Here is a 12,320-nt window from a genome sequence, read left to right on the forward strand (position 1 = left end):
CTACACTTACAAAAACGCAACTTTTTACTGATGAAATAGTGACTTCGCGTTCATTGCGCCTGAACGCCATATTTAAAATGAATAAAGGGAAAAATTATGCTGCTATCCGCCCCGCTGATGCTGGTCATCATAGGACTGGGATCCTTGCTGGCGCAGTGGCTGGCCTGGTTGTTAAAAATCCCGGCCATATTGCCTTTACTGTTGCTGGGCGTCGTACTCGGGCCGGTGACACACGTCATTCAGCCCGACGCTCTGTTTGGGGATCTGCTGTTTCCACTGGTATCCATTTCTGTCGCCATCATTTTGTTTGAAGGCGCTCTGACGCTGCGCGTGGATGAAGTGCGCGGGCTCGGCGGTGTGGTGCGAAATCTGGTGACCATCGGGATGCTGGTGACATTCGCTGTCATCAGCCTCGCCTGCTGGTGGCTGTTGGGGTTTGAACCTGAACTGGCGGCGCTGGTCGGTGCGGTGACGGTCGTGACCGGCCCGACAGTGATTGCGCCGTTAATGCGCGTGGTGCGCCCGAATGCGGCGATTAACCAGGTGCTGCGCTGGGAAGGGATTGTGATCGACCCGGTGGGTGCGATTTTCACCCTGCTGGTGTTTGAATTTATTACCCTGCGTGAACACGCCGAATCGCTGACACATCTTTTCTGGACTCTCGGGGAAACCGCCGCCGCAGGGCTGGTCCTCGGCTCAGTATTTGGTTACGTACTGGGTGTCGCACTGCGCCGTGTGTGGATCCCCGCTTATCTGCAAAACCTCGGCGTACTGGCGGTGATGCTGACCGCTTTCGGGCTTTCCAACGCGCTGGCGGATGAATCCGGCATGCTGACCGTCACCGTGATGGGCATCTGGCTGGCGAACATGCGCGATGTCGATACCACTGACATTCTGGCCTTTAAGGAAGAACTTTCGGCCATCCTGATTTCAGCGTTATTCATTATTCTGGCGGCACGACTGGATATTCATGCGCTGATTGAAATGGGCTGGCCGCTGATTGGCCTGCTGTTAGTGGTGCAGTTTATCGCCCGACCGCTGTGTATTGCGGTCTCGACGTGGCGCTCTTCCCTGCACTGGCGCGACCGTCTGCTGTTGTGCTGGATTTCACCGCGCGGCATTGTGGCGGCGGCAGTCAGTTCACTGTTCGCCCTGACGCTACAGCGCATGAATTATCCGCAGGCCGACAAACTGGTGACGGTGGTTTTTGCGATTATTATCGGCACGGTGGTGCTGCAAAGCCTGACCAGCCGCGGGATTGCCCGTGCGCTGCGGGTACAGCAGAAAACGCCGCGTGGCGTACTAATAATCGGCGCAAACAGTGTGGCGCGGATGGTGGCTAAAGTGCTGATGAAGCAGGATATTCCGGTGCGCCTCACCGACAGCAGTTGGGAATATTACCGGCAGGCGCGGATGGACGGTATTCCGGCTTATTACGGCAATGCGTGGTCGGAACATGCGGAGAATTTTCTCGATCTGAGCGGCGTATCGCAGGTGCTGGCGCTTTCGCCGAATCGCCATCAGAACGCGCTGGCGGTCTATCATTTTGGCCATATTTTCGGGCGCGAAAAAGTGTATGCCGTGCGCTCCGGTCCGGCACTTAAAGGTGCCCGCTCACAGGAAAACAGCCGTTTTCAGCGTCATGAAGTTCTGTTCAGCAGCGATGCGACCTATTCAAAACTCAGCTCTTTACTGGCCAAAGGCGCGGTGATTAAGGCCACGCACCTCAGTGAAAGTTTTGGCTGGATAGATTATCTGGAGAAAAATAGCGGCGTGCTGCCCCTTTTTGCCGTGCGCGAAAACGATACGCTGGTAGTGCTCAAGGACGGTAATACCCCGCCGGTACCCTGCACGCTGATTGCGTTGGTACAGAACGAGGCATAAAAAAGCCCGCGCCGCTGATTCAGGTTAATGAACAGCGGCGCGGGCTTTATTCGTTACCGGTTAGGCCAGCTCCGGCCAGCGCGCAGTCGGATACAACGCCATACGGATGTTGAACAGGTGGAAAAGCGGCGTGAACAGTTCGATGTCCGCGCGGCATAACGTTTCCAGCCGCACCAGCGCCTGATTCAGCTCATTGAGCAGCGAATCCGGCGGACCGATGTAGATATTTCTCAGCCGCTTCTTGATGTAATTATTAATCTCATACATCAGCACTTCGGTCTCAACGTTATGATTTTTCAGTACGTCCTGATGACGGGCGTAGAAATCATAGCAATTCACCCCAAGCCAGATTTCGGTGATCAGATTCCCGCCCAGCGCCACTTTGGGTGACGGATCGGCTTTGTTACGCGGTAAAATAATGTTCACTTTATCGAGCATACTGGCGACATATTGCTGACGTCCGCGCAGCGATGAAGCATTGATTTTAATTTCGCTGGTGAACTGCAAAAGCTCTTTAATGCCTTTACGCAGCGCACGTTTGGCAGTCCACGAAGGCCGTTTGTTACGGATAAGCGCGGTGGTCAGCAACGCAATCATAATTCCGACAATTGTCGAAATCGCCGCGTTCACAATGACCAGCACATCGGGTTTGAAATCATGCCCCATACCGATAAAACCGGGTATCTGCGTGGCAATTATCAGGCCGATGAAATTGGTGGAAGGACTAGCAATTACCAGCCCAAGCGCCAGCAGGCCGGGCGCCAGACAGATAATCAATGCCTCAAAGGTGTTCGCCATCGGGATAAAGATTACGGCATAAATCACGCTGATGATAATGGCGATCAGCACCCCTTTGAGGAAGACTTTCATTGAGGCAATCGGGCTGTCGAGGGACGCAAAGAACGAGCAGATAACCGCCGCCATCATCGGTGCAGATGCGCCGTCGCGCCAGCCCGTGCCTATCCAGAACAAACAACCGATCATCGTCGCGGTAAAGGCACAAAACGCTGAAAGCAGGATCATCCCTTCATCGATATGCTTTCTGAGCCCCAGCTTTATTTTGCCGCGCTTTTTCTCTTTACTGAACTGCGTCACCCGTTCGGTTACGCCGTAATAAGATTCAGTGATGTGGACGAAGTTTTGCAAACGTTCGAGCAGACCGGTGAACAGCAGCCCTTCTTCCGGCGTCATTTCGTCGCTTTCATAAAGATTTTTGATGCGGGCCTGCGAGGCACGGATTTCTGCCTGAATGCCTTTCGCGTTGCCGCTGAGTTCTGCACTGTTCAGCCACAGCAGGAACTGGCTGAAGGTCTCAGAGACAAAATCAGGAAACGGAATTTGCTGTTCGGCCAGCAGGTTCAGGCGCTTTTCAATGGCCGTCAGCGTGGGGATCAAATACGAAAGGTGCTGATACTGCGCCATCACCAGGCGGATCAGTCTGCGCGCGGAATCCCCTTCAAACACGCAGTGGGTGATCAGCGTTTCCACATTCAGCGGGTAATTCGCCATCTGCACCAGAATATGCTCGCGCTCCGGCAGCGGATCTTTGGCAGTGACGGTGAGCAATTCATTGCACAGCTTTTTGGCGCTTTCGTACCAGTTGTTGACGCTGTTCTCCAGCAAATTACGCATCCGCACCGGAAACACCAGCATGTGGATCAGCGTGCTGCACACAATCGCCACGGTAATTTCTTCGACACGCGATATCACCGTATAGGTGATCGACATCGGGGTATCGACGTCGGCAAATCCCATGATCGCCGCGCTGTAGCCCGCCAGCATAAAAACGTAGCCTTTCGGCGTGCGGTCATGCAGCGAAAGATACAAACAAAACGCCACCCACAGCGACACGCTGAGGCTGAAAAGCACCGGATCGGTGACGGTGAACGGATATACCAGAAAGATAAACATGCCCCCGAGCACGGTACCGAGAAAACGGTACGTGGCTTTGGAAAGCGTGGAAGCCGAATAAAGCTGTGAAATGACGTACACCGACACCATTGACCAGGCCGGTTTGTCGAGATTGAGTTCGAGGGCTATATATAAGGCTAAAAATGCCGCAATACAGGTTTTGACTGAAAACAAAAGCGCATTTTTTGTTAACCATTTCATTGTTAAATCAACAGCTCAGCGTTTATCAAAGCACCATTTTATACGCTGCAAATTCTTGCACCAGATTCAAGATTGTAACAAAACATACCTGACTATTAATCACTTTGGAAAATCAGTACCTTGCTACATAAAAAATCCACGCTCTCACGTGGATTTACCAATCTGACATCTGTCTGACTGTTTTTAAAATCAGATGCTTAAAAAGGCCGGATGATGGCCATAATGCCAATGACGATCACACCAATAACAATCACCGTTCCGGCTTTGCGCACCAGAGCAAAATCTTTCGCGGGCTGACCATTCGCAAGACGGCGTAAATTGCCGGAAAGCAGACCGTGCAGCGCGGAAAGCACCAGCACCACCACTATTTTGATCAGCAGCCACGCGTGCGGGAACTGGCCGTGACTGACAATCATCCAGATCCCCGCCACCCACAGCAGGATCATCGCAGGACTGGTGATGCAGCGGTTCCATTTTTGCACGGTGACGGCCAGCGTCCGCAGGCCGTCGTTTGCGCCTGCGCCCGCACTGCGAAACACCACGCTGACCAGAGCCAGCGACAGCAACCCGCCAATCCACAACACGCCTGCAATAAGGTGTAAGGCGTTCAGCCATTCATGAATCATCTTTTTCTCCATAAGTTAACGACAATGCTGCGCGCCGGATGAGTCCAACCTGCTGTCTCTTCACGGCTTTTGCCGGATTATGTCCCTTTCCCACAATAAAGGCACGGGTAAAATCGTCACTTTTTCTTATCGCCCTCCGCCTTTACAAGTAATAGGTAGACTGGTATACCTACTGCAAATTCATTGCGCCGAGACCGCCCATGTCCACATCAGACTCTTCACCACAAAGCGCCCGCGACCGCCTTCTGGGCGCGGCACGGGTGCTGTTTTATAACGACGGCATCGCCGCCACCGGCATCGACGCCATTATCAAACGCGCCGGTGTGGCGAAAAAAAGCCTCTACAACAATTTTGAATCCAAGGCCGAACTGGTGGCGACATACATTGAAATACGCCACGACGAATGGCTGCAACTTTACGCCCGCAGGCTGGAAGGCGCTGTCACGCCAAAAGAGAAAGTGCTGGCCGTTTTTCAGGCCTACGACGACCACGCCGAATTTTCCTACGAACGCGGATTCCGTGGCTGCGGATTACTCAATGCCGCCGCTGAACTGCCTGCCGTTGCGCCCGGACGCATTGCGGTTCGCGGGCACAAAGAACAGGTGGAAGCGATTGTGACCGCGCATCTTTGCGAGCTTTTCCCTGCGGATGTCGCCAGAGCGCAACTGATGGCACGTCATTTCTCGTTTTTGCTGGAAGGCGCGATTTCGCGTGCCGGACTGGAAGGCAACGGCAGGTGCGTTCGTCAGGCAATGGACATGGCGGCACAAATGATGGAGATACCATGATGATTGCCCGCAGGGAACGCATGCTGGGGATCCTCGCCGTTCTGTTCGCTTCTGTTTTATGGGGTTCGACCGGCACTGCCGCGACCTTTGCGCCAGACGTTAGTCCGCTGGCGATAGGCGCGGTGGCGATGGGGCTGGGCGGATTATTGCAGGCGCTGATTTCCGCCAAAGGCATTATTGCCAGCCGCCACCGGTTTCTTCAGCACTGGCGCATGTTACTGACCGGCGCGCTGGCGGTGGGTATCTATCCGCTGGCGTTTTACGCCTCCATGCATCTGGCCGGTGTGACGGTGGGCACGGTGATTTCCATTGGTTCCGCCCCGCTCTTATCGGCGCTGATTGAGTTTTCGCTCGACGGTCAACGCCTGTCGCGCCGCTGGATGACCGGCGCGGCGATTGGTGTGGCCGGAATGATTTTGCTGTGCGTGGCTGAAAGCGCCGGTCATGCGGCAACCGGTCAGGGGTCGGGCGTGATTGCCGGTATCGGGCTGGGGCTGATTGCCGGTCTGACTTACGCTCTCTATTCGTGGGCGGCACGTCATTTAATGCAGCGCGGTATCAGCTCACGCGCGGCGATGGGCGCCACTTTCGGGCTCGGCGGTATCTTGCTGATGCCGGTACTGTTTATCACCGGCGCCCCGCTGCTGGCGTCGTTGAATAATGCGGCGGTCGGCGCCTATATGGCGCTTATCCCGATGTTCGTGGGCTACGTCTGTTTCGGCTATGCGCTGGCGCGGATCCCGGCCAGCATGGCGACCACGATCACGCTGCTGGAACCGGCCGTGGCGGCGGTGTTAGCGGTGCTGATTGTCGGCGAAAGACTGCCCGCGCTAGGCTGGACGGGCATCGGGCTGGTGGTACTGTGCCTGATTTTCATCACCGTGCCGCTGAAAAGACGCGGGCCGCTGGCGGTTTCTGTCTAAAAAAATGGCTCCTTAATAAGGAGCCATTGTGGTTTCTGTTGCAGATCAAACTGCCGCAGGGACATCCAGAGATGCCATATCAATCACGAAACGATAACGCACGTCCGCTCTTTCCATGCGCCCGAACGCTTCGTTGATTTCATCCATACGGATCATTTCACAATCCGGCAGAATATTTTTCTCAGCGCAGAAATCGAGCATTTCCTGAGTTTCGCGGATCCCGCCTATTGGCGAACCGGCCACGCGGCGGCGGCCCAGCAGCAACGGAACGGTGTTGAATTCATCCATCGGCCCGACCTGTCCGACCAGCACCAGGGTACCGTCGACATCCAGCAACGGCAGGTACGGCGTGATGTCATGTTTTACCGGCACGGTATCAATGATTAAATCGAAATGATCGTGTGCCTGCGCCATCGCATCGCTGTCTGCGCTGACCAGCAAACGGTTCGCGCCCAGCGCCAGCGCATCGGCTTCTTTGGCATTCGAACGGCTGACCACGGTGACATCTGCGCCCAGTCCGACCGCCAGTTTCACCGCCATATGGCCCAGACCGCCCAGACCAATCACGCCCACACGGCTGCCCGGTTTGACGTTCCAGGTTTTGAGCGGCGACCAGGTGGTGATCCCGGCGCACAGCAACGGCGCAGCTTTGGAGAGATCTAACCCTTCAGGCATACGCAGACAGAATTCTTCGCGCACCACTAAATGCTTGGAATATCCGCCCTGCGTCGGCTCTTTCGTGAAACGGTCATAACCGGCGTAAGTCCCGGTATTCCCTTCACGACACAGCTGTTCTTCACCTTTTTTACACTGATCGCATTCCTGACAGCTGTCCACCATGCAACCGACCGCGACATGATCGCCCACCTTGTAACGGCTGACCTGACTGCCAATCTGCGTCACGCGTCCGACAATTTCATGACCGGGAACAATGGGATAATAGCTCCAGCCCCAGTCATTTCTCGCCGTGTGCAAATCTGAATGGCAGACACCGCAGTACAGAATTTCCATTGCCACATCGTTATCACGCAGGCCGCGACGCTCAAAGGCGTACGGGGCAAGCGGTTTTTTAGGATCGTAGGCCGCAAATCCAACAGTTTTCATCAGTCAGCTCCTGAGTCGTTAATGACCCCTTCACTATAGATTTAAAGCCCGCAGCAACAAGCCACAGTTCTCTTTATTTCTTGCCTGATCCTGCCAACCTGCTTGTTCAGGATTTACGTTCCGGCAACTGACTCAGCCACTGGCTGCGGTATTGTGAGGGCGAACGGGCGGTGCTTTTTCGAAAAACGCGGCAAAAATAGTTGCTGTCAACAAAACCGCAGCTGGTCGCCACTTCTTTGATTTTCAGCTCGTAGCCTTTCAGCAACAGCTTCGCCCTTTCCAGCCGGACATGGTTGAGATATTCGCTGAAACCGATATCGCCGGATTTACGAAACAGATGGGAAAGATAATTGGGCGTGATATGAAAACGCTTCGCGACGTTTTCCCGCGTCAGGGGCAGCGAGGCATTCTCTTCGATGTATTTTTTGATCACTTCAAACAGCGCGCCGCTGCGGGTGAGGATCTGCGCACGGTTAGCCAGCTGTTCCTGACAATGGCTCAGCAGCCCCGCTACCACACAGCGGGCGGTTTGCTGATCGTCAGGATTATCAACAATTTCATTCATCGCCTGCAACAGAAACGACCCGACGCGCGGCCCGAGGCGCGGAACGCTCTGCTTATCCGTACCGGTAAACTTTTCCCCGTCCCAGAACTGCAAACTGAACCCGAGCTTTTCTTTGCTGAACAGAATACTGAGTAAGATGGCTGGCCGCTGCCAGACCGTCAGGTTCCATTTTCCGCCGGGAATATAAATGGCGTCGCCTTCGCGTAACAGACCTTTGTCGGCCAGCACACTGCGGTCACGCACTTCGCCTTCAATCACAAATTCAATACGCGGGAAGCTGACCACCAACGCCAGTTCGGGCGGCGGCTGAGAATTATCAGGGAACCGGATGGCGAACGCATCACTGCCGGATACCGACCGGAAGAGGGTTTCTATCACGTCTGGCAGCATGGCGTTGTCTCAGTCATTTCTTTTCAGAATAACAAAAAAAAGCCTGATCCGCAGACCAGGCTTCCTGAGACGAGAACTGGCTTACAGAACATCAAGCAGCCATTTCTGCGCCTGCGTCAGACGGCTGGCCGTTTCTGGCTTCAGCCATTTGCGCTGATCCTGCTGCTGCGCATCTTCACGGTCGATATACAGGCTGTGCAAGACACGGCGACGTGTGCCGATCTGATTATTTGTCCCGCCGTGCCAGGCATGTGCGTTGTAGATCATCACGCTGCCCGCCGGTGCTTCAAACACCACTTCATCCGGGTGCGGCAGCCCTACATCGGCCAGTACATCTTCGGGCAATTCCGGCCGATGGTGAGTGCCCGGAATAATGCGCGGCGCGCCATTGGCTGCGCTTAAATCGTCAATCGCCACGATGGCATTGACCAGATGCACCTTCGGAAAATCCGGGCGCGGCTTTTTCCAGTCCGCATGCAGCGGCTGATGTCCGCCGTGATGCAGCGCTTCGCGACCGTTCAGGCTGGACACCTTGAACGGGCTCCGGAAAATATGATGACAGACGGACAGAATAACCGGATGCGACCACACTTTTTCCCACACTGTGCCTTTGTTAATCATGTTGGCGATGCGCGTTGCCGTCGCTTCCTGATGGTGTTCAACAGCCAGATTGTCACCCTCTTTTTCCACCAGTGAATCAAAGGCACTCCGCATATCTTCCAGCCAGTCTTTGTCGATAACATTATGAATAACAATGTAACCGCGGGTCACCAGCTCATCGGCCTGTGCCGGTGTCAGCGGTTGTGTGGCGCCCAGTGCGTCAAGGTACTGTTCAGATGAATTGTTCATTTCTCGCCCTTTCAGTTAACGTTTGCGTAACATAAAAGTACGGCAGTTTTTATAGGAATAAACGATGCAAAACCTACGAAATACTGGATTTTTGTGTGATGGCGAAAAAAGTGTGAGACAGCGTAACTTCCGGTCCCCCTTTTTTCATTGAGCGGAGACACGCTGCGCTTTAAGGCGTTCCTGTAAAAAATCCAGAAACACGCGGGTGACTTCACTGCGCTGGCGGTGCTGCGGATAAATCGCATGCAGGCTCAGCGCGCCGGGGTGAAAATCGTCCAGCACCCGCACCAGTGCGCCGTACTGCAACGCCGGTCCGACGATAAATTCAGGTAACAGCACCAGTCCGAGTCCGGCCACCGCCGCGTCGCGCAGCACTTCGCCGTTATTGCTGACAATCGGTCCGCGCACCTCGAATAACCGGCGCTTACCGTTATGATCCAGCTCCCAGCCGGTCTGCCCTTCACGGCCATAACGCAGGCACTGATGTTGCAGCAGATCTTCCGGCGTATGCGGTGTGCCCATGCGTTCCAGATACTGCGGGCTGCAACAAATCACCCGTTTCAGTTCACCGAGGCGGCGCGCCACCAGCGAAGAATCCGCCAGATTGCCGATGCGCAGTGCGATATCGAACCCTTCACCGACCAGATCGACATACCGGTCCACCAGCTCCACCTGAAACTGAATCGCCGGATGCTGCCCGAGAAATTCAGCAATCAGCGGAGAAAGATGGCTGATCCCAAAAGACATCGGAATACTCAGGCGATACGAGCCCTGCAATACCTGGCGTTTTTGCGACACCGCCCGCTCCGCTTCTTCAATATCGTCGAGGATGCGCTGCGCGTGTCCGGCAAACAGCTGGCCGGATTCGGTGACCGAGAGTTTACGGGTATTGCGGTTGAGCAGACGGGCGTTCAGCCCCGCTTCCAGGGCGGCCATACGGCGGCTGACGTACTGTTTCGACAACAACAGCTGTTCAGCAGCAGCGGTGAAACTTCCGGCTTTTATGACCGCGACAAAAATACGAAGATCTTCAATCTGCATCATTTTCTCTCTCTTTTGCACACCGCTTTATTGTCAACTAAAAAGTGACAGTGATAGTCAACCTACCGCATTGTTGAGCAAATTAGTTTACGTGTATTCTCTGTTCATCGGAAGCGCAAACGCACTTCCTCCCTGACACACTGAGGAGTACACCATGATCGAACAACGTCTCTCTGAACAACGCGGCTTAGGTGACCACGGCTGGCTGCATTCCCGTCACACTTTCTCTTTCGCCAGTTACTGGGATCCAAAACAGGTCGGTTTCTCAGACCTGCTGGTCATCAACGATGATCAGGTTGCAGCGGGCCGCGGCTTTGGCGCACATCCGCACAGCAACATGGAAATCATTTCTTATGTACTGGAAGGCGCACTGGCGCATAAAGATTCGATGGGCACCGGCTCAGTGATCGTCCCCGGCGATGTGCAGCTGATGAGCGCAGGCTCCGGCGTGACACACAGTGAGTTCAACAACTCCGGCGATGAAGGCGTGCATTTCCTGCAAATCTGGATTGTGCCAGCGGAAAACGGCACCGAACCGGGATACCAGCAGGTGTCTGTCCCCCAAGCGGATAAACGCGGTCAGTTCCGCCTGATTGTCTCGCCAAAAGGTGATGCGGGGTCACTGACCGTTCGTCAGGACATGAAGATTTACGCCGGTTTCTTTGACGGTGCAGAACAGGCGACGATAGACCTTGACCCGAACCGTTATGCCTATATTCACGTGGCACGCGGCAGCATCAAAGTGAACGGCATTGAGTTCAGAACCGGCGACGGTGCGCGGGTTCGTCAGGAAGATAAACTGACCTTTACCGACGGGGATCAGGCAGAAGTGTTGCTGTTTGATTTGCGTCCGGTAGAAGTGAACCACCCGACCCGCTGATTGCAAGGGTTTCAGCCTCTCCGCCCGGGGAGGCTTTTTTTGGTTTTAGCCGAACGCATAAAAACCCTATGTAAATCAATCTTCCTGATGGCTCTTATGCGGTTGGTTTACATTAGTCATTTACGCTATAGTTGAATTGCTACGGCAAAATCCGTAGCCGGGATTTGCACCCCGGATATCACAACGTCGATATATATGCTTTACGTTATATATCGAGGCCTTTGCACACCTGTTGCTTATTACTCTTTCGTGTAATATGCACGCCTCAATGGTGGCTCAGAGGGGGCAGTCTTCGGACTGGCCGGCATCCGTTGTGACCGGTAGTGCAAACTCCGTCTGAGCTATCTCCAAGAGATTTGCACCTCCCGTGATAGCCATTTATCGCTTTGCAACGGAAACTGCGAAATGACCACAAACTATCCACCCAATATATCTTTTCCTTTTCAGGACTGGCACCCTGCCGACATCATTGCGGCACTGCGCAAAAAAGGGACCACTCTGGCCGCGGTATCACGTGCGGCAGGTCTGGGTTCATCCACTTTGTCTAATGCCTTGTCCCGCCCGTGGCCAAAAGGCGAATTGTTGATCGGTCAGGCAATTGGAGTTCCTCCCTCCACGATTTGGCCTAGTCGTTACTTTAATGCAATCACAATGGAATTTGTTGAAAGGCCATTGCGACCTGCATATAAGAAAGCGTCGACACCTGAATAGCGGGTTAATCCGGGGCGCAGCAAATGCGCCCTTCATTGAGGGACCGGTGGATGACGTTTAGCGCCTTTTAAATTCAAAATCAAATTCAAGGTCGTGGGCGTTGGCCCACACCGACAACACCTTTCGTTACCCCCAAAACTGGCCTTAAGTTCAAGGTCGCGGGCTCGCCGCCCGCACGGGCCCAAAGGGTTTTAAACGAAACCCTTTGGAATCCTGCGTTTTTTTAAACTGCGCGCTCCGCTCGCTGGCTATGTTTCAGGAATCTCTGCGACAGGCTGGAAATCTTGCCGCTGCGCGGTGCCTTATCTCGGTCTTCGAGCCTTTGGTCTCGAAACCGCTCCGTTCAGCAAGATTTCTGAATCGCCCGCACTGTCATAAATTCATAAGCAGAATAGATTTATCTTTTAGAAAAGTGGATTGGCGTGCTTAAAAATGGCACCGAATGAA

At 54.2% G+C, this 12,320-nt stretch carries 12 protein-coding genes; 6 read left to right on the forward strand and 6 right to left on the reverse strand.

Going from position 1 to position 12,320, the window contains the following annotated elements:
• Positions 1 to 96: 96 nt before the first annotated feature.
• Positions 97 to 1,884 (forward strand): cation:proton antiporter, encoded by a 1,788-nt coding sequence (locus J1784_RS03450; protein ID WP_217148030.1) that lies wholly within the window; start codon positions 97 to 99, stop codon positions 1,882 to 1,884.
• Positions 1,885 to 1,944: 60 nt separating this feature from the next.
• Here the strand turns inward: J1784_RS03450 and J1784_RS03455 are convergent, their stop codons facing one another.
• Positions 1,945 to 3,996 (reverse strand): FUSC family protein, encoded by a 2,052-nt coding sequence (locus J1784_RS03455; protein ID WP_217148031.1) that lies wholly within the window; start codon positions 3,994 to 3,996, stop codon positions 1,945 to 1,947.
• 197 nt (positions 3,997 to 4,193) lie between these two features.
• Positions 4,194 to 4,622, reverse strand: coding sequence for a CopD family protein (locus J1784_RS03460; RefSeq protein WP_217148032.1), 429 nt, complete (start codon positions 4,620 to 4,622; stop codon positions 4,194 to 4,196).
• A 200-nt stretch (positions 4,623 to 4,822) separates the two neighbouring features.
• On the opposite strand from J1784_RS03460, the gene J1784_RS03465 reads away from it, so the two are divergent.
• Both J1784_RS03465 and J1784_RS03470 read left to right on the forward strand, forming a co-directional pair.
• Complete coding sequence (locus J1784_RS03465; RefSeq protein ID WP_217148033.1) at positions 4,823 to 5,410, forward strand: TetR/AcrR family transcriptional regulator; 588 nt, start codon at positions 4,823 to 4,825, stop codon at positions 5,408 to 5,410.
• Entirely contained in the window at positions 5,407 to 6,333 is a 927-nt protein-coding gene (locus tag J1784_RS03470; RefSeq protein WP_217148034.1) for a DMT family transporter, read from the forward strand. The genes J1784_RS03465 and J1784_RS03470 overlap by 4 nt, the downstream gene beginning before the upstream one ends.
• A 45-nt stretch (positions 6,334 to 6,378) precedes the next feature.
• Here J1784_RS03470 and J1784_RS03475 read toward each other — a convergent pair whose 3' ends face one another.
• From J1784_RS03475 to J1784_RS03490, 4 genes are all read right to left on the reverse strand, one after another.
• Positions 6,379 to 7,437, reverse strand: coding sequence for an NAD(P)-dependent alcohol dehydrogenase (locus J1784_RS03475; RefSeq protein ID WP_274387303.1), 1,059 nt, complete (start codon positions 7,435 to 7,437; stop codon positions 6,379 to 6,381).
• Positions 7,438 to 7,543: 106 nt separating this feature from the next.
• Positions 7,544 to 8,392: an AraC family transcriptional regulator gene (locus J1784_RS03480; protein ID WP_217148035.1), complete on the reverse strand. Its 849-nt coding sequence runs from the start codon at positions 8,390 to 8,392 to the stop codon at positions 7,544 to 7,546.
• A gap of 81 nt (positions 8,393 to 8,473) precedes the next feature.
• The gene (locus J1784_RS03485) at positions 8,474 to 9,241 is read right to left on the reverse strand and encodes a phytanoyl-CoA dioxygenase family protein (RefSeq protein WP_217148036.1); all 768 of its coding nucleotides are present in this window, start codon (positions 9,239 to 9,241) and stop codon (positions 8,474 to 8,476) included.
• A 144-nt stretch (positions 9,242 to 9,385) separates the two neighbouring features.
• The gene (locus tag J1784_RS03490) at positions 9,386 to 10,282 is read right to left on the reverse strand and encodes a LysR family transcriptional regulator (protein WP_217148066.1); all 897 of its coding nucleotides are present in this window, start codon (positions 10,280 to 10,282) and stop codon (positions 9,386 to 9,388) included.
• Between the two features lie 154 nt (positions 10,283 to 10,436).
• Here J1784_RS03490 and J1784_RS03495 point away from each other — a divergent pair, with 154 nt between their 5' ends.
• From J1784_RS03495 to J1784_RS03505, 3 genes are all read left to right on the forward strand, one after another.
• Entirely contained in the window at positions 10,437 to 11,162 is a 726-nt protein-coding gene (locus tag J1784_RS03495; protein ID WP_217148037.1) for a pirin family protein, read from the forward strand.
• A 256-nt stretch (positions 11,163 to 11,418) separates the two neighbouring features.
• Positions 11,419 to 11,502 (forward strand): ash family protein, encoded by an 84-nt coding sequence (locus tag J1784_RS26860; protein ID WP_415838463.1) that lies wholly within the window; start codon positions 11,419 to 11,421, stop codon positions 11,500 to 11,502.
• Between the two features lie 65 nt (positions 11,503 to 11,567).
• Positions 11,568 to 11,873, forward strand: coding sequence for a helix-turn-helix domain-containing protein (locus J1784_RS03505; RefSeq protein ID WP_217148039.1), 306 nt, complete (start codon positions 11,568 to 11,570; stop codon positions 11,871 to 11,873).
• Positions 11,874 to 12,320: the final 447 nt, after the last annotated feature.

The sequence above is a fragment of the Rahnella ecdela genome, assembly GCF_019049625.1.
Classification (GTDB): domain Bacteria; phylum Pseudomonadota; class Gammaproteobacteria; order Enterobacterales; family Enterobacteriaceae; genus Rahnella; species Rahnella ecdela.